This window comes from Streptomyces sp. NPDC040610 (assembly GCF_055594065.1).
On sequence record NZ_JBVIXA010000002.1, the window covers coordinates 63571 to 81195 of the forward strand.

16 protein-coding genes and 2 riboswitches are annotated in these 17625 nt (G+C 72.3%); of the genes, 8 read left to right on the top strand and 8 right to left on the bottom strand.

All coding sequences use genetic code 11. The annotated features are described in order from the left end of the window. Nucleotides 1-569: 569 nt before the first annotated feature. Nucleotides 570-666: riboswitch (adenosylcobalamin (AdoCbl) riboswitch) on the bottom strand. A 139-nt stretch (nt 667-805) separates the two neighbouring features. After that, a riboswitch (cobalamin riboswitch) is annotated at nt 806-1001 on the top strand. 189 nt (nt 1002-1190) lie between these two features. The 3 genes from ACZ6AA_RS07185 to cpt all read left to right on the top strand — a co-directional run bounded on the left by ACZ6AA_RS07185 (nt 1191) and on the right by cpt (nt 2792). After that, entirely contained in the window at nt 1191-1571 is a 381-nt protein-coding gene (locus ACZ6AA_RS07185) for a hypothetical protein (protein ID WP_468457981.1), read from the top strand. A 112-nt stretch (nt 1572-1683) separates the two neighbouring features. Continuing rightward, a complete protein-coding gene (locus tag ACZ6AA_RS07190) occupies nt 1684-2154 on the top strand; it encodes an NUDIX hydrolase (protein WP_471456706.1) in 471 nt (156 codons plus the stop codon). A 104-nt stretch (nt 2155-2258) separates the two neighbouring features. Beyond that, nucleotides 2259-2792, top strand: a complete 534-nt coding sequence (gene cpt / locus ACZ6AA_RS07195; RefSeq protein ID WP_468457977.1) for a chloramphenicol phosphotransferase CPT — start codon at nt 2259-2261, stop codon at nt 2790-2792. On the opposite strand, the gene ACZ6AA_RS07200 is transcribed toward cpt, so the two are convergent. Next, nucleotides 2785-3810, bottom strand: coding sequence for a GlxA family transcriptional regulator (locus ACZ6AA_RS07200; protein WP_471456708.1), 1026 nt, complete (start codon nt 3808-3810; stop codon nt 2785-2787). The two genes, cpt and ACZ6AA_RS07200, sit on opposite strands and share 8 nt — an antisense overlap. A 167-nt stretch (nt 3811-3977) precedes the next feature. Between ACZ6AA_RS07200 and ACZ6AA_RS07205 the strand changes: the two genes are divergently transcribed. From ACZ6AA_RS07205 to ACZ6AA_RS07220, 4 genes are all read left to right on the top strand, one after another. Then, the gene (locus tag ACZ6AA_RS07205) at nt 3978-4820 is read left to right on the top strand and encodes a dienelactone hydrolase family protein (protein ID WP_468457973.1); all 843 of its coding nucleotides are present in this window, start codon (nt 3978-3980) and stop codon (nt 4818-4820) included. Nucleotides 4821-4918: 98 nt separating this feature from the next. Then, entirely contained in the window at nt 4919-5335 is a 417-nt protein-coding gene (locus tag ACZ6AA_RS07210; protein ID WP_468457971.1) for a DUF6463 family protein, read from the top strand. Nucleotides 5336-5512: 177 nt separating this feature from the next. Continuing rightward, complete coding sequence (locus tag ACZ6AA_RS07215; RefSeq protein WP_471456710.1) at nt 5513-7144, top strand: serine/threonine-protein kinase; 1632 nt, start codon at nt 5513-5515, stop codon at nt 7142-7144. Between the two features lie 157 nt (nt 7145-7301). Then, nucleotides 7302-8411, top strand: a complete 1110-nt coding sequence (locus ACZ6AA_RS07220) for an alpha/beta hydrolase (protein ID WP_468457967.1) — start codon at nt 7302-7304, stop codon at nt 8409-8411. Here the strand turns inward: ACZ6AA_RS07220 and ACZ6AA_RS07225 are convergent. The 6 genes from ACZ6AA_RS07225 to ACZ6AA_RS07250 form a co-directional block, all read right to left on the bottom strand. After that, a complete protein-coding gene (locus ACZ6AA_RS07225; RefSeq protein ID WP_468457965.1) occupies nt 8365-8877 on the bottom strand; it encodes a hypothetical protein in 513 nt (170 codons plus the stop codon). The two genes, ACZ6AA_RS07220 and ACZ6AA_RS07225, sit on opposite strands and share 47 nt — an antisense overlap. A gap of 109 nt (nt 8878-8986) precedes the next feature. After that, on the bottom strand, nt 8987-9757 hold the full coding sequence (locus tag ACZ6AA_RS07230; RefSeq protein ID WP_471456713.1) for a hypothetical protein: 771 nt from the start codon (nt 9755-9757) through the stop codon (nt 8987-8989). A gap of 324 nt (nt 9758-10081) precedes the next feature. Further along, nucleotides 10082-11989: an ATP-binding cassette domain-containing protein gene (locus ACZ6AA_RS07235; RefSeq protein WP_471456715.1), complete on the bottom strand. Its 1908-nt coding sequence runs from the start codon at nt 11987-11989 to the stop codon at nt 10082-10084. Nucleotides 11990-12293: 304 nt separating this feature from the next. Next, complete coding sequence (locus ACZ6AA_RS07240) at nt 12294-14276, bottom strand: tetratricopeptide repeat protein (RefSeq protein WP_471456717.1); 1983 nt, start codon at nt 14274-14276, stop codon at nt 12294-12296. Next, entirely contained in the window at nt 14273-14722 is a 450-nt protein-coding gene (locus ACZ6AA_RS07245; RefSeq protein ID WP_471456718.1) for a hypothetical protein, read from the bottom strand. The genes ACZ6AA_RS07240 and ACZ6AA_RS07245 overlap by 4 nt, the downstream gene beginning before the upstream one ends. 201 nt (nt 14723-14923) lie before the next feature. Beyond that, complete coding sequence (locus ACZ6AA_RS07250; RefSeq protein ID WP_471456720.1) at nt 14924-15487, bottom strand: DinB family protein; 564 nt, start codon at nt 15485-15487, stop codon at nt 14924-14926. Nucleotides 15488-15708: 221 nt separating this feature from the next. On the opposite strand from ACZ6AA_RS07250, the gene ACZ6AA_RS07255 reads away from it, so the two are divergent. Next, nucleotides 15709-16320, top strand: a complete 612-nt coding sequence (locus ACZ6AA_RS07255; protein ID WP_468457952.1) for a dihydrofolate reductase family protein — start codon at nt 15709-15711, stop codon at nt 16318-16320. A gap of 42 nt (nt 16321-16362) precedes the next feature. Here the strand turns inward: ACZ6AA_RS07255 and ACZ6AA_RS07260 are convergent, their stop codons facing one another. Further along, nucleotides 16363-17502: an alpha/beta hydrolase gene (locus tag ACZ6AA_RS07260; RefSeq protein WP_471456722.1), complete on the bottom strand. Its 1140-nt coding sequence runs from the start codon at nt 17500-17502 to the stop codon at nt 16363-16365. Nucleotides 17503-17625 lie beyond the last annotated feature (123 nt).

Consider the following 17625-nt stretch of genomic DNA (forward strand, 5'->3'; position numbering starts at 1 on the left):
TGTCGTTGTGGGGTTGCCTGGTTCGGCGGGCGCCGTCGGCCGCGCGTGGGCGCTCTTCGAACCAGGGCCGCGGCGTCGGGGCAGGCCGCGAGGGCAGGTGGACGCCGCCGCGGGAGGGGGGGACACGCGGGGTCGGCGCAGGGGGCGCGGGTGAGCGCGGGGGCACCTGGCCCGAGGGACCGTTTCCGTGCCGTCTTGCCGCCAACCCTGTTGGGGCGGGGGCGAGCATCGGCGTCGGCCGTCCGGTCTTCGGGTACGAAGTCGCTCGGAGTCGGCCACGCGGAAACAGCGGCACAACGCTGTGCCTGCTTCGCCGGGCCGCCTGAGGTGGTCCACGGCGATGGACATGCTTGCTTCAAGGGCGTGCGTACGACTGGAAAGTCAGGCGGGCCGCGGCGCGGGGCGTCGAAGGCGCGGGCCGCCGCGCACCGTTCACATCAGGGCAGGTCCGCCCCGCCCCTGTGCGGAGAACGGGCGGCTGCGGCTCCGCTCGTGCGGGAGAAGACGCGGCAAGGCATGCAGGGGACTCCCCGACGTTTCGGCTCCATCCTCGTGGGCCTCGTCGTGGTACCCGCGGACGGCGATCTGACTTCCGGGAGCGTGGGCTCGTCCGGTCACAGTGGCGGGACCGTGCCGGATTCTCACCGGCTTCCCCGTGCCGCAGGTTTGACGTCCCCATGTGTAGCAGCCGCTCCCGTCCCCGTCACCCCCTAGTGACCCCCACCCAGCCGCACCGGGCGGGGTGCCCTTACGGATTCCCACGGCCCTGTTCCGCGCGGATCGACAGCCCGTAGGCTGGCCGCAGCAGCTGGTTCGACCCGTCCGCCAGGCGGGGGCGTCGCAAGAGGGAACCCGGTGGGAGTCCGGGACTGCCCCGCAGCGGTGAGCGGGAACGACCGCCGTCACACGCACTGGGCCCGACGAACGGGGCCCGGGAAGCGACGGCCAGTAGGTGTCCTCCCTCGGGGGGCGGGTCCGCGAGTCCGAAGACCTGCCAACTGCCCGCGTGCGGACCACTCCGCGCACGGACATCCCGGTGACCTCGAGGGCGGGTCGGCGTACAGATCGGACGGACGATCGCGCCATGCCTCGCGGGGTCGATTCCGTCCCGTCCGTCATGCCTTCGCGCTCCCACCCCGTCGCCGGTACCTCAGGGCACCGCCCTGACCAAGGCGCGAAGGGGGCCATCGGTGCGGAACAACAGACCGCAGGAGATCATCGTGGACGGCAAGCCCATGATGGCTGTGGCCGTGAAGGAGTTCGAGAGTCTGCTCGCCACCCGCAGACAGCTCGGGAGCCAGACCGCGAGGCTGCGGATGCTGCGCGACACACTCGTCGACATGACCGAGTTCCTGGACACCCTGGTCGAGGCGCTCGACGACGACGCCCCGCCCCGGACGCCGAGTCCGGGCCCTCCGGACACCCGCCCGGCACTGGTCACCGAGATACGGCGACGCGCGCACCAGGTGCGTGCCATCACCGGAGCAGGGCGCACCGGACGCGGCGGTCACCCGACCGAACGCAGACTGGGCAAGGCCGAGGACACCGCCGACGGCAATGGGGACTGCTGATGCCGGAGTCCGCACCGCCCTTGACGCCCTCGCCCGGAGCGACGCACGCGTACAGCCCCTCGTTCGTCAGTAGTTCTCGGACGCCGCAACGGCGTCCTGCAGGAGGTGTCGGATGAGTTTCCGGCTCGCGGCGTACGCCGTGTGCGTCGAGGACGGCCGGGTGCTGCTCGCCCGGCACGTGCCGCCGAGCGGCGAGAGCAACTGGACTCTGCCGGGCGGCAGGGTGGAGCACGCGGAGGATCCGTTCGACGCGGTGATCCGGGAAGTCGCCGAGGAGACGGGCTGCGACGCGGTGGTCGAACGCCTCCTGGGCGTGGACTCACGGTTGATCCCCGCGGCGGACCGCGCCCCCGGCCTCCCCGACCACCAGAACGTCGGCATCTTCTACCACTGCCGCATCACCGGCGGCCACCTGCGCCCCGAACCGAACGGCGAGACCGCCGAGTCCCGCTGGACCCCGATCCCGGACGTCGCCCGCCTGCGGCGGTCGTCACTGGTCGACATCGGCCTCGACCTGGCACGGACGGTCCCGCCGACCGGGCATGTGGAGCCTGTCGCGGTCGGTGGCCTCATCCAGCACTGACCGCCGCGCCGACGCCGAGCAGAGAGTCGCAAGGGTGGCCATCCGCGCACCCCGGCCCCTGAAATCTGTTTGGTGTGGTGTCACCGCGTGCCTAGTGTGGCGCCGTGAAGACCCAGGTGATCGTTCTCAACGGTGGTTCCAGCTCGGGGAAGTCCGGGATCGTGCGGTGTCTGCAGGACGTGCTGCCGGGGCCGTGGTTGGCCTTCGGGGTCGACACGTTCGTTGACGCGCTGCCCGCGGCGATGCGGGCGTCGGATGCGGGGATCGCGTTCGGGCCGGACGGCGAGGTGGTCGTCGGGCCGGAGTTCCGGGCGCTGGAGGGGGCCTGGATCGCGGGGCTCGCCGCGATGGCCGGTGCGGGGGCGCGAATCATCGTCGACGAGGTCTTCCTCGGCGGTGCACAGTCGCAGCGGCGGTGGCAGGAGGCGCTGGGCGGGCTGCGGGTGCTGTGGGTGGGCGTGCGGTGCGACAGCGCCATCGCCGCGGACCGTGAGATCGCACGCGGGGACCGCGTCGTCGGGATGGCGGCGTCCCAGGCCGATGTGGTCCACCGGGGCATGGTGTACGACGTGGAGGTGGACACCGGGCATGCCGAGTCGATGGCGTGTGCGCGGGCCATCGCGGGGCGTGTCAGGTAGGCGCGGGCGCGGTGCGGGCGGGTGCGGGGGGCTCCGGGGTGTCGTGGCGGCGGAAGGTCGCGCGGTACGTGCTCGGCTGGTGGCCCGTGTGGCGGATGAAGACCTGGGCGAAGGCGCCGGGGTTGCGGTATCCGACGTCGGCGGCGACGCGTGCGACGGTTCTGTCCGTTGTCTCCAGCAGGTGTCTGGCTCGCCGTACCCGGGCGGTGTGCAGGTAGGACAGGGGGGTCTCGCCGGCTTCGTCGCCGAAGCGGCGGAGCAGGGTTCTCGTGCTGACGCCGAACTCCTTGGCGAGGGCGGACAGGTCGTAGCGCGCCCCGAGGTTCTGGTCGAGCCACCGCTTCACGCCGAGCGAGAAGCTCCTGCCCACGGCGGGCAGGAGCCCCACGTCCACGTACGCGGACTGCGTGGCACGGGCGTCGTCGAGCAGGGCGATGCGCGCCGTGCTGCGGGCCACGCGGGGGCCGTCGTGCTCGCGGACGAAGCGGAGCGCGAAGTCGTACATCGCGCTGAAGGCCGCCGTGGTCGTCACGCCGCGGTCGGTCACGACCAGCTTCTCGGCGCGGACCGCCACATCGGCGTACCGCCGCGCGAACCGGTCCGCGTACAGCCAGGACGTCGTCGCCTCGCGGCCCGCGAGCAGTCCGGCCTCGGCGAGGAGGAAGGCGCCCACGCAGATCGACACGACCGCCGTCCCGGCGGCGACCCGCGCGCGGATGGCCGCCACTTCCGGCTTCAGGTCAGCGAGGGTGGCGTCGAGGTCGAGCGCGGGTGAGATCTCGAATCCCGGCACGATCAGTACGTCCGCGGGGCGCATCGCCGACACGTCGACGCCCGTGCCGCCGGACACGGTCACCCGTCGGCGGGGCGAGACGACCGAGGTCTCGTACGACGACTCCCCCGCTCCGTGCGCGGCGGCGACGTGCCCGGCCATGGTGAGGAGGTCGAGGACGCCGAACACCTCCGACCCGAAGCAGCCGGGGTAGGCGAGCACACTCACACGCAGCGGGACCACCATGCGGCATCTGCCTCCGACACTTGGGTACTTCGAGACTCTTGGTACTTCGGCACTTCGCCGCTGCGGCTCTTCGGCGCTTCGGCGCTTCGGCGCTTGGCGAGATCGCGGTGAAGCGTGGCGATGTCGCCGCTTCTCGGTGGGGGCAGCATCTCGTCATCCTGTGCGTCATGACAACCGTGCGAGGGCAACGTGACGACCTCCTTGGGGACTTCTCCCGGAGGACCGTCGACGTCGATGGCATCAGCAAGACCGTGTACGTCTGCGGGGCCGGACCGGCCGTCGTCCTCATGCCGGAGATGCCGGGCATCAGCCCCGACCTCGCGCGGTTCGCACGCTGGATGCGCGACGCGGGCTTCTCCGTCTACATGCCGTCCCTGTTCGGGACCGACGGCGCCCATCCGCTCGTCGAGGCGGGCGAGGCCGTCGTGCGCCGCGCCTGTGTCAGCGCCGAGTTCCGGGCCTTCGCCGGTGGCGGCACCAGCCCCGTCGTCTCCTGGCTGCGCGGTCTCGCCCGCATCGCCCACGCCGAGCGCGGCGGGCCCGGTGTCGGCGCCGTGGGCCTGTGCTTCACCGGCAACTTCGCCCTGACCATGGCGCTGGAACCCGCGGTCGTCGCGCCGGTGGTCAACCATCCGTCGCTGCCGCTCGACGACCCCGGCGGCCTGGAGATCGGCGCCGAGGACGCCGCCGCCGTGGCCGAACGCGTCGAGCGCGACGGCCTGAAGGTCCTCGCGTACCGCTTCGCCAACGACAAGTGGTGCACGGGCCGGCGCTTCGCGGCGTATCGCGCGCTGCTCGGCGACGCGTTCGACGGCCGTGTGCTGCCCGACGAGGTGGCGAACACGGACCCTCCGCCCTTCTTCCGCGACAGCGTCGGCTGCGCCCACAGTGTCGTCACCGCGCATCTCGTCGACGAGGAGGGTCACCCGACCGTGCGGGCCCGCGACGAGATCATCGCGTTCCTCGCCGAACGGCTCGGGCCCCGGGGCGACCCGAGCGTCCGCCTCTGAGGCAATCCCGTGGCCCGCTGCGTCTGACTCAGTGGATCTGACTCAGCTGAAGGCGTGGCCGCCCCGGGCGGCTCCGCCCACGAGAACGGAGAGTTCGGATGATCAAGTGGGCAGGTTGGCTCATCGCGATATTCGGCGCGGCGCACACGCTGCTCGCCCTGACCGTGGAGGAAGCCGGGTCTCACGCCGGGGACTGGTTCAGTGGGGAGCTGTGGGGCGAGGACCTCTCCGCGATGAGCGAGGCGAACAGCGCGTACTGGCTGAGTTGGAACAGCTTCGGCCCGCCGCTCGTCCTCGTCGGTCTGACGGTCCTTTGGCTGGAGCGCCGGGGCATCGTGCCGCCATCGTTCATCGCGTGGGTGCTGGGGGTCTGGGCCGTGGGCGACACCGTGATCCTCGGGCTCTCGCCCTCCCCGGTCATCCTGCTCGCGAGCGTGCTGCTGCTCGTCGGGGCCCGCCGCGCCGCCCGCCACGGCGATCCCGCACCCGCCACCGACACGACACGGGCTCCGTAGGCGGCCAGAGCAGCCAGAACGGCCAGGACGGCCGGAGCAGCCAGGACGGCCGGAGCAGCCAGAGCGAGCAGACCGCTCCCGGATCCCCCTCCGCTCCCCCTTGTTTGCCGCCCGTTTAAGCTTCTGTCGCTGGTCAGGCCATCCGCTGGCCAGTTGGGGACGGGGGGAAGAGCGCCGATGAATCATCCGGCTGAGGTGTTCAAAGCATTGCAGGCGGACGATCCGCCGCTGGTGGCCGGTTACCGTCTCGCGGCCCGGCTCGGCGCGGGCGGCATGGGCCGGGTCTATCTGTCGCACACGCAGGGCGGCCGCCCGGTGGCGATCAAGGTGGTACGGCCGGAGCTCGCCGACAACCCGGAGTTCCGGCGGCGGTTCCGCCGGGAGGTGGAGGCCGCCCGGCGCGTCCGGGGCGCGTACACCGCCGAGCTGATCGACGCCGACGCGGACGGCGTACCGCCCTGGCTGGCCACGCTGTACGTACCCGGGCCCTCCCTCGCGGAGGCCGTCGTGCGGCGCGGGCCGCTTCCGGTGTCCGCGGTGCTGTGGCTCATGGCGGGGGTGGCCGAGGCGCTGCAGGCCATCCACGACGCGGGCATCGTGCACCGGGACCTCAAGCCGTCGAACGTGCTGCTCGCCGCCGACGGACCACGGGTGATCGACTTCGGCATCTCGCTGGCCTCCGACATCACCTCGCACACGGTCACGGGCTCGGCCGTCGGCACTCCCCAGTTCATGGCTCCCGAGCAGGCGTCCGGCGGCGAGGTCACGGCGGCGACGGACGTCTTCGCGCTGGGGCAGACGGCGGCGTTCGCGGCGCTCGGGGAGCCGCTGTACGGGGACGGGCCTTCGGTCAGCGTGCTGTACCGGATCGTGCACTCCGAGCCCGATCTGTCCCTGCTGCCCGTGCAGTTGCGCCCGCTGATCGCCCGGTGCCTGGTCGCCGATCCCGCGCGGCGGGCCACCCTCGCGGAGGTCGTGCACTGGTGCCGACAGCGGCTCGGCCAGGACGCGGGCCCGGGGCCGGAGGTCTGGCGGGAGGTCAGGGGGCCGGAAGTGCGGGTTCCGGCGCCGGTCCCCGACCCCACTCCGGTGTACACGACGCCGCTGGTGGCGCGGACCCGGCCGACGGGGCCGGACGACCGGCGGGTCCGCAGGAGACGTATCACGCTGATCACCGCCGCGGCCATGGCGGCGGGGGCGCTGGTGCTCGGTGGCGTGGCCTGGACGGTCATGGAGGCGAGGGACGGGTCCCGCGACCGCAAGGCCGCAGGGGCGTCGACGGCGGGGGCGTCCGGCCGGTCGGACGGGTCCTCGTCGGGGTCGGACTCCGGGTCGGGGCCCGGTGGTTCGGGGTCGGACGGCTCGGCGTCGGGTGAGGCGGAGGCGGGAGAGGCGGGAGTAGAGGGATCCTCGTCGAACACACCCAAGCCGCCGCAGGCCATCCCGTACCCCTTCCAGTGGCTCGACGAGAAGAACTCGCTGAACATCAAGGAGCCGGTCGAGCGCAAGGACCGCAAGGGCGACATCCGCTTCGTCTGCAACGACACCAACTGCTCGCTGGAGAGCGACACCAGCGTCATCACCATGCTGTACAGCAAGCCGGGCGCCACCCGCGAGTCCTGTCGCATCGCCCTCAGCGGCGCCGACAGCCGTCGCCTCCCCCTGGCCGCCGCGGCGGCGGGCAGCGAGATCTGCGTCAAGCATCCCTCCGGGGACATCGCGCTGCTCGTGATCCAGGTGAAGTCGACCGCGCTGCCGAAGAGCGGGATCAGCTTCATGACCGCCGACATGACGGTGTGGCGGGCGTAGTGACGCACTCGCCGGGCCTGCCGGTCCTTCCGGGGCTTCCAGCCTTCCCTGGCTTACGTGAACACGAGGGCCGCCGACCACGCGTCCTGCCGACCGCTCCGGCCTAGGCGTCGCGTCGCCACGCCGTCCGACCCGCAACCGAACCGTGGAGTGAATCATGAGTGATCGTCACGCGCCCGCCCGGCCGGGCCCTGTCACGACGCCGCGCCCGGCGCCCCCGTTCGACCCCGAACTGAGCCCCGTCCTGGACGCCTTGGGCAGAGCGTCGTGGGAGTCGATCACCCCGGACAACCTTCCGGCCCGGCAGGAGCGGGACGCCACGGCCCGGCCCAGGCCGACGGTCGAGGTCCTGCGCGCCGACGGCCGGTTCGAGGTGACGGAGCTGCGTGTGCCGGGGCCGCCCGGCGGGCCGGAGGTCACGCTCGTGAGCGCGCGCCCGGCGGGGGCCGCCGGGCCGCTTCCCCTCCTGTACTACATGCACGGCGGCGCCATGGTCATGGGCAACGCGTGGTCGGTACTGCCGCGGATCCTTCAGGAGTGGGTGCTCCCGCTGAACCTGGCGGTCCTCTCGGTCGAGTACCGGCTGGCGCCGCACGCGCGGTACCCGGCGCCGCTGGAGGACTGCTACGCCGGACTCGTCTGGGCGGTGGAACACGCGGCCGAGCTGGGCATCGACGCGGACCGCGTCATCATCGGCGGCAAGAGCGCGGGAGGCGGGCTCGCCGCGGCGCTCGCCCTGCTGGCCCGCGACCGGGGCGGCCCCGGGGCGCTGGGGCAGCTGCTGCTGTGCCCGATGCTCGACGACCGCGGCAGCACGTTCTCCAGCCGTCAGATGACGGGCATCGGCATGTGGGACCTCACCTCGAACGCGACCGCGTGGCAGGCGCTCCTCGGTGAGCGTCACGGCGCCGCGGACCTTCCGCCGTACGCGGCGCCCGCCCGCGCCACGGATCTCTCCGGCCTGCCCCCGGCGTACATCGACGTCGGCTCGGCGGAGATGTTCCGCGACGAGGACATGGCGTACGCGAACGCGATATGGCAGGCCGGTGGTCAGGCCGAACTGCATGTGTGGTCCGGCGCGTACCACGGCTTCGACGGCATCGCGCCGCGCGCGGCCGTCACCCAGGACGCACGCGACGCGCGCACGCGCTGGCTGCGACGCCTCCTCACGCAGTCCGGATACCGCCTCCCCGGCCCCGAACACCCCGCCGAAGGAACGCTCAGCGGCTCTGCGGCCGGAAGTTCCAGTGCGCGCTCGGATCAGTGACGCTCACTGTGGTGGAGAAGACCACGACTTGGTTTCCCCAGGCCTGGGTCTCGTGCATGAGGGCGCTCGGCACCCGGGACGCGACGGAGGCGCTGAACAGGACCATCAGCTTCGACCCGTCGTTGGGATCACAGGTGCCCCGGTAGGCGCCGACCAGGCCCGCGACGGGTCGCGCCCACAGGCAGCCGCCCGTGGCGTTGCGGGCCAGCCGGTCGCTGCCGGAGACGACCTCGGGCCACCAGAGCTGCGCCGCTCGCCCCGCCTCGCACGGCGCGAGGTTGACCACGTCGTTGTCGAAGGCGGTCAGGCACTTCCCCGTCGACTCGCTCACCCACTGGCCCCAGGTCGCCGCCTGGCTCGGGTTTCCCCCCGACAGGCCGAGCCCCAGGAACAACGCGGTCGCCGCAGCCGTGGCCCCGGCGCGGCGCCGCGTGCCCGGCCACCCGCATGTGCGTGGACGTCCCACCTCGGCCTCCTCAGGTCGCGAAACTCCTGGGCTGGCCTTACCCCGGGACGACCCCGACGAGGCGTCACGTCACTCGTTCGGGTCGCGCGGGGTCGCCCCCGGGCCCTGCCTAGGAGAGGAAGCCGCGGGTGATGTGCGTGCCCGATCCGTCGTTCTCGGCGCGGTAGTTGGCCTGGCCGACGCAGTCGCTGTACTCGTAGTTGGCCCTGGACGTGCCGCTCAGGCCGCCCGCGTCGGTGCTGGTGGGTCCGCCGAGGACGACGTCCGACCTGGGCATTTCGGCGCAGCTGGGGATCCCGGCGTAGTACTCGACGAACCCTCCCTGGGAGCCCTTCAGGTTCCCGCTGCCGGACGGCAGGGTGTAGGTGCCGAGGTGGGTGGAGGCTCCGGTGACCGTGTTCCTGGCCGTGCCGGTCCAGGTGTCGGGCCCGGTCCGCTGGACCTTGATGTCGTAGCGGTGACCATAGACGGCGTCGAAGTCCACCGCGCAGGTCACGCCGGGGCCGCCGTCGGCTCCCTCGTGGCAGTTGGGGTCGGAGGTGGTCGCGCCGGCGGTGAACGTCGAGAAGCGGGCCGAGAGCCGCTCCTTGCCACCGCTGTTCTCCCTCGGCTGCAGGCCCGTGTAACCCATGCCGTTCGCGAAGTCGTACTGCTGGGCGAAGTAGATCCCGGCCTTGTGGGCCGTGGCGGGCCGCACCGTGAGGGGGAAGGTGATGTTGGTCAGGCCGGTGGAGGGGGTGCCGGGTATGGACCAGCTGACCGAGACGTTCCCGCCGCCGACGGAGGCAGAGGTGGAGGCGGAGGCGGTGTGGGGAGAGAGCAGGAGCAGGCCCGCGGCCGCACCGGCTGCGGCACTGAGGCGAAGAGTCCGGACTGGCATGTGCGATTCCTCTCTGTGGGGGTGTCGAGGAGGAAGTGGCCGCCGATGTCCACGGCTTGAAGGCGTTTCACGGCTTGCTTGAAGGCGTTTCACGGCTTGCTCGATGGCGTTCCGGAGCTTCATGGGCGTTAGGCGGCTTGGTGGCGCCCTCCACTTGTACTCAGCTGCCGACTTCGGCGACATGGACTCGTACGGGGCCGGGCTTGGACTCTTGACGGCGCCGGGGCCGGGGCCGGGCGGCCCGCCGGAGGTGGTCGGCCAGAACGGCCACGGGGAGCGGCCCCATTGCGCCCAGCATGCCGCGCGCGGACCGAATGAGGGCAATCACCGGTCCTGGGAGAGGTCGTACAGCTCGGCGAACAGGGAGCCCGGGGTGGCGCGGAGTTCGTCGAAGGTGCCGTGTTCGGCGATGTGGCCTCGGTCGAGGACGACGATGCGGTCCGCCAGGCGGGTGTTGTCGAGGCGGTGGGTGACGATCACGGTGATGCGGTCGGCGCGCAGTTGTCGCAGGGCGTCGAAGATCTGGTGTTCGCCGCGGGCGTCGAGCTGGCTGGTGGGCTCGTCCAGGATCAGCAGGGCCGGTCGGCGGTAGAGGGCGCGGGCGCAGGCGAAGCGCTGCCACTGGCCGCCGGAGAGTTCCGCTCCGCCGAACACCTCGCGCGCGAGCAGGGTGTCGAGGCTGTGGGGCAGTTCGTCGACGGCTTCGCGGAGCCCGACCTGGTCGATGGCCTCCCACACGGGGTCGTCGTGGTGGGTGCGGGGTTGCCCCTGGGTGACGTTCTCCCGGGCCCGCAGGGGCCATTTGGCGAAGTCCTGAGTGACGACCCCGGTGTGGGTCCAGACGGCGTCGGCGTCGAGTTCGCGGGTGTCCACGCCGTCCCACAGGACGCGGCCCTTGTCGGGGAGGGTGACGGCGGTGATCAGGTTCATGAGGGTGGACTTGCCCGCGCCGTTCACTCCGACCACCGCGACGACCTCGCCCCGGGTGAGGGTGAGCGACAGTTCGTCGAGGGCGGGCTGGTCCTTGCCGGGGTAGCTGTAGGACGCGGTGTCGACCCGGACCACGGCCGGGGCGTCGGGGATGCGGGTTCCGCGGTTCCAGGCGGCGTTCTCGACGCGCTCGAGGAAGCGGTGCAGATCCTCCAAGTACATGCCGGTGTTCAGGGTGTTCGCCGCGTAGCTGACCGCGTCGGCCAGGGCCCCGATGACGGTGCGCAGCCCGACGACGGCGGTTCCGGCGACGGCCAGGCCGATGTGCCCGTGGGTGGCGAGATAGGCGAGCGCGCCCCAGATGAGGGCCATGAACAGCCCGCCGACGGCGGAGGCCGCCAGGATGGTGCGGGCCATGCGCGGGGCCACCGCGACGGTGCGCGCGTCCATGCGCCGGGAGATCGCGTCGTACCAGAACTTCACGTACCCGGTCATGCCGTTCGCGCGGACCTCGGTGGCGAACTTCGGGTGCGTGGCCCACCAGCGGACCATGAACCGCACGCTCTGGTCGGACCGGTTGTCCTGGTGGGTGCGGTAGATGATGCGGGCCGCCAGCACCTCGCCGACCCCGGCCGGGACGACCGCGAGCACGACCAGCGGCAGCAGCACCGGGTGCAGCACGGTCAGTGCCCCCATGGCGCCGATGATCTGCATGAGCGCCGACATGCCCCGCTGGACGTCCGTGACGAGACTCGTGGTGCGGGAGACCCCGGCCTGCGCGGCCGTCTTCTCGTCGTGGAAGCCCGGCTCCTCCATCGCGGTCAGTTCCGCGCGGCAGATCGCCTCCACGAACCGGGTGTCGGCCTCGGTGGTCAGCTTCGGCGTGACGCGGCCGGAGGCGTAGGAGCCGAGGACGGTGAACACCCGGGCCACCGCGGCGGCCGCCACTACGACGCACAGCGCGGGGAGCGCGGCGTCGATCCGCGAGCCCGCGTCCGCCCCGCCCAGCAGCGGGCCCATGGCGCGGGCGGTCGCGGCCAGCAGTACGGCTTGTGAGATCCCGGCGACGAGTTGGCACACCCCGAGCAGGATCACCGCCGCCCGGTCGACGCGCCAGGCCATCCTCATCGTCCACGCCACCGCCCCGGGCAGACGGCGCACCACCGTGCCGAGCGTGATGCCCTCCAGCCGGTTCTTCACGTCCTTGGCGTCCAGCCGCAGATCGGCCGGGGGCGGCGGAGGAGGCGGGGTGCCGGGCACGGTCGTGTTCGTGGCGGTCGTCGGGCTCGGAATGCCGGGCATGCTCAACTGCGTACCTCCTGGACGGCGTTGGGGCCCTGAGGGCGTGATGCCGGACTCAACGACGAACGCCAGGCTTTCGAACACACGTGTTTCAGACGGGGTGGTGAGCGCGCTATCTCGCGGCAGGCGCCGGGTGCCGGGTACATCGACCGTTGCGGCATCCGGCTCGGCCGGTGACGATCACTGGCCGAAACGCCGGGGGGTGCCGTGGCGCACCGCGGTCGGCCGCCGCGCTGCTCCACGTCACCTCGCGCCCGGGTGTGGGCGCCCGGGTTCCCGGCCGCCCAGGGTGCCGCCGGAACGGCTAAGTGGACCGCGCCCGTTCCAGCTTCGCCCGCACCACGGCGATCAACGGATAGCCCGGACTCAGCACCCGCTCGCAGTCCTCCAGGGTGCGTTCGTACAGCGCGATCGCGCGCCCCGGATCCCCCGCCGACGCGTACGCGCCCGCGAGGTTGCTCCGGGAAACCAGCGTGTCGGGATGGTCGTTGCCCAGGACCCGCTCGCAGTCCCCCAGGGTGCGCTCGCACAGCGGGATCGCGCGCCCCAGATCACCCGCCAACTCGTACACGTACGCAAGGTTGCTGCGCGAGGTCAGCGTGGAGGGGTGATAGCCCCCCAGCACCCGCTCGCGCTCCGCCAGAGTCCGCTCGCACAGCGGGATCGCCCGGTCCAGGTCCCCCGCCGAGGCGTACGCGGCCGCGAGGTTGCTGCGCGAGACCAGTGTGTTGGGGTGATCGTTGCCCAGGACCCGCTCGCACTCCTCCAGGGCGCGCTCGTACAGAACGATCGCGCGCCCCAGGTCTCCCGCCGACGCGTATGCGTGCGCGAGGTTGCTGCGCGAGACCAGCGTGGAGCGATGGTCGACCCCACGCAGTCGCTCGTTGGCGGTGAGGGCGCGGCGGAGGGCGTGGATGGCGGGGGTGAGTGCGCCCTGTCCGGCTCGGTAGACGGCGGCGCGGTCGAGGGCGTGGACGGTGTGGGTGGTGTCGTGGTCGGGGGTGTGGTGGTGGGTGAGGGCGTCGATGTGTGGGAGGAGGGCCCTGCACCGGGGCCAGGTTTCGGGGTGGTCGACGTCGGCGGGGAAGGTGTCGGAGAGGAGTGCGGCGGCCCGGTCGCGGGCGTGGTCGATGGCCTCGGGGAGGCGGTGGGGGTCGTCGGGGTCGGGGGTGCGGGCCAGGGCCTGGAGGAGGCGGTGGACGCTCAGGGTGCCGTCGTGGTGGTCGGTGACCATGCTGTACGCAGTGAGTCGACCGATCGCGGTGGCCAGCTGGGGTGGTTCGGCGAGGCCGTGGAGCAGGTCGCGGGGGATGTGGTCGGGGGCGTACCAGGCCAGGATGCGCAGGAGCCTGACGGCCAGTGGGGTGTCGTCGGCCAAGCGGTCGAGGGTGAGGTGCCAGATGCGGGCCATGGTGCGTTCGGAGTCGCCGCCCGCGGTGCCGGAGGCGAACATCGTGGCGGGCCAGCGGGCCAGCATGTGCAGGTAGGCGCGAGGGGTGGTGCCGGTCTCGGCGCAGTACGCGGCAGCCTGCTCCACGGCCAGGGCCAGGTGCCCGAGTTCTGCGCACACGGCGTCGGCGCCGTCGGTGTCGTGGGGGCCCTGGTGGGTGAGGACGCGGGTGAACAGGTCGAGTGCTTCGGCGGGGGCGAACACGTCGAGGTGGATGGTGGTGGCCTGGTGGTGCCAGCCGGTCGCGCGGCGGGTGGTGACCAGGACCCGGCCGCCCGGGATGCGGTCCAGAAGGGGGCGGATGTGCCGGGGGTCCTCGACGTTGTCCAGCACGAGCAGCCATCCGCCGTGGCCGGTGAGCCAGGCCAGCGCGCGTTCGGTCTGCAGCTCGGCGGGCAGCCCGGTCAGTCCGGGCTGCAGCGCCCGTGCCAGCGCGGCCAGTCCCGCGTCGAGCCCGGCCGTGGTGTCGGCGGTGATCCACCAGCGCACCTTCTCGTTCCTCCGGGCCGCCCAGTGCGCGGCGAGTGCGGACTTGCCGACGCCGCCCAGCCCGTGCACGGCGTGCACGACGACCTCGCCGGGTCGGGCGAACGCCGCCTCCAGCGCGCCCAGTTCCTCGGCGCGGCCGATGAACAGCCCGGTCCCGATGTTCGACGCGGCGACGTCGTCGGGGACCGGCGCGTACGCCTGCGGAGGAAGCACGAGCGCCTGTTCGGCGTTGATGGTCTGTGTCGAGGAGCCGGACACGTTGCCGCCCGCGACGATCGCGCCGCCACTCCCCTGGAGTCCGTCCGGCACAGTCGGCCGCTCCCGCGCCTCCTCGGGGTTCCCGGTCACGGGCCGTACTCGGTGTGGGAGTCCTCCACGTCCTGGCCCGCGACGATCGCGCCGTCGCTGCCCGCCAGCCCCGCCGGACCGCCCTGCGGCGCCGCGGAGGCGGGGGGTATCGGTCCGGTGTACCGGGTGGAGGAACCGGTCACGTTCCCTCGTGCCACGATCGCCCCCCGCTGCCCGGCCGCCGACTCGGGCGGCTCCACCGGCCCGGGCGGCGGAACCGCGGAGGGCGGGGCAGCAGGGGGCCCACCCGCCAAGGCCGGGCGCGGCGCGCGCAGTTGCCACAACGACACCCCCAGCGCGGCGACCCCGGCCACCGACCCGGCAACACCCCAGGCCTGAGCGGAACCGTCCGGGTGCACGGCCGTCACCCACACCAACAGCCCCACCGCCGCACCCGCTCCCAGCAGAGCAAGCCCCCACCAACACAGCCGCTGCCAGCCCGTCATGCCCCCATAGTCACCCCGAAGGCACCATCAAGTCTGCCGCTCTGCGAGACGTACCGGCGTCGTCTCCCTGGCCCCGGCCCGGGCCCGTGCACAGCCACCGCTCAAGCTCGCAGCCGTGGAGTGTCACGGAGTCCACATAGGGTTCCGGTGCCCGATCGCCGATCGCCAATCGCCAATCGCCAATTGCCGGTTACCGGAGAGTCAGATTCGACGGGGTGCCGCTCCGTCCTGCCAGAGGTAAAGGTCACGCAGCAGGGAAATCTCGGCGCCGTGATGGATCAGCTCCCTGTTGACGTGCAGGACGATCCCCTCCATGGGAAACCGCTCGGGCCCCACCGCGGGCGGATTCTCCAGGTCGGCGCCCGAGAGCTCGCGGACCCCGGCGATCCATGTCCCATACATCTCATCGAGCTGTTTCAGCGCCTCGTCAGCGGTGCCCGCGTAGGCGAAGGTCTCGGATTCGACGTCCTGGCCACCGAAGTGCCACGCGGCCCGATAGCCCAGGACGGAGACGATGACGTGCGCCAGCCGCCAGGCGATCGTGGTCACGGGCGCCGGCTCCGGGCCGGGCCACGCGAAGTCCATCGTCCATTCCCCCGAGCCTTCCGACATCGGTGCGGCCGATGTGCCACGTGGGCGGATGCTCCAACAGCCGCGCACCGGCTCCCAGAAGTACTCCTCATCGGTAAGACCGTGCAGCCGCGGCCGCAGGTTCTTCTGCCAGTGCCGGTCCAACTGGTCCGCGATTCGTTCACTTCTTGTCATTTCCGCACACTACATACAACACATACAACAGAGACCTGGCTGCGCCGAGCGCAACGCCCCCACAGAGCGTCCACAAAGTGAAGCGGCGGGTCGAAGGGCTTCGTCATGAAGACTCGGGCCCGCGGTGGCACATTCTGTGATGAGGGAGCCGACGCAGAGCGGCGGACCCTGGCCGCAGAGATGCCGAAACGGCCGCGAGGCCGGAGAGAGTGTGGTGCGCCATGAAGCTGGTCGTGCAGGAGTTCCTGTCGCTTGACGGTGTTTCGCAGGGGCCGGGGTCCCCGGACGAGGACACCAGTGACGGGTTCACGCGGGGCGGCTGGTTCGTGCCGCACATGGACGAGGCGTTCGTGGACCTCGTCGGTACGTGGCTCGGCGAGGCGGACGCGCTGCTGTTGGGCCGTCGTACGTACGAGAACTTCGCGCGGGACTGGCCGACGATGACCGATCATCCCTTCGCCCCCACCATGAACGGCCTGCCGAAGTACGTGGCCGCCCACAGCCTGACCGAGGCCGACTGGAACCCGACCACCATCCTGTCCGGCGAGGTCCCCGCCCAGGTCGCCGAGCTCAAGCGGCAGCCGGGGCGGGAACTGCAGATCCACGGCAGTGCCCTGCTGGCCCAGTCCCTGCTGGCCGCCGGGCTCGTCGACACGTTGCGGCTCGCCATCGCGCCGGTCGTGGTGGGCAAGGGCCGACGGCTGTTCCCGGAGGGCGGCGCACCGGCCGGGCTGCGGCTCGTCGACCACCGGACGACGCCGGGCGGCCTGTCCGTGCACACCTTCGAGGCGGCGGGGCTTCCGGAGTACGGGCACTACGGGGCCGGGGCGTAGCTCCCTGCCGCCGGATGGCCTGCCGCCGACAGCAGCCCGAAGTCAGCTTCCGGACGTCCAGCCGACCGTGATCTCGGGGTAGTCGGCGTCCGGTCCGTCCAGGGACGGCGAGGTCGTGCTGCGGCCGCGCAGCCACCGGTCGAAGAACGCGCGTACGTACGCCCCCGTGACCGCCTGCGAACGGCGGCCCTCGGCCGTGCCGAAGAACCTGGCGTAGCGCTCCGCGGTCCATGCCTGGTCCAGGCGCAGCCCGACGCCGAGCGCGGCGAGGTCGTTGAAGCTGTAGTGGCGCGCGCCCGCGAGGACCATGCGGCGGCCCCAGGCCGTGTGGTGTGCCATGAAGTCGGTCCAGGTCGGCAGCTCCATCGGCTCGGTGAAGAGCAGGAAGGGCTGCTTGAGTCCCGTTTTCACCGCGTCCGTCTGGAGGGCCCCGTCCAGGCAGGCGCCCGCCGTGAACCGCGGGTCGGTGCGCAGCGCTTCGGCGGCCGCCGAGCCCCCGAGGGAGTGGCCGAACACACCGAAGCCGGTGTGCCGCGGCGCCCGCGAGAACTCCGCGGGCAGGCGCGTCGCGCGCTGACCGGTCAGGACGTCGAGCACGAAGCTCAGGTCGGCGGCCCGGACATCGGAGTACTTGCGCAGCAGTGCCTGGTCCCCGGTGGCGGGGTTCTGCGGGACGATCCGGCCGTCGGGGAACTGCGTCGGGCCGTCGTAGGTGTGGTTCACGCCGATGACTACGTAGCCGTGGCTCGCCAGGTCCTGGGCGAAGGCCGTGCCGGTGGCCGCGGGGTCCTGGCGGCCCGGGCCGAAGAACACCACGGGCGCCCGGCACACGCGCGGGTCCACCGGAGCGTCCTGCCAGGCGTGGGTGCGTACCGACCCCAAGGAGCCCTCGGGGAGTTCGAAGCGCCGCTCGACGACCGGTTCGAGGCCGACCGGGAGGTAGCGGGCGCGCTCAAGGCCGCGGTGCCCGGCGGCCGCGTACCAGATCTGGATCATGAGTTCGCGCGGTGCCGGGGCGGACGCGAAGGGGTCCTCGCGGCGGTCGTCGACGAGGTGGAAGGTCCGGGTGCCGACCGGGTGCGGGCCGGTTGCCGCGGGGAGGGGGACGGCGGTTCCGGCCGGGGCTGCGAAGGCCGCTCCCGCTCCGAGACCACCGGCGAGCGCCGCCGTCGCGCCCGTCACCGATGCGCGAAGTATCGAACGGCGGGACACCCTCACTGAGGGTCCGTCAGGGACAGAGCCGTGGGGCGAAGACCCGTCGGGCAGGGGGGCGGGCAGAGGCTGGTTCGTCATGAGAGGTCTCCT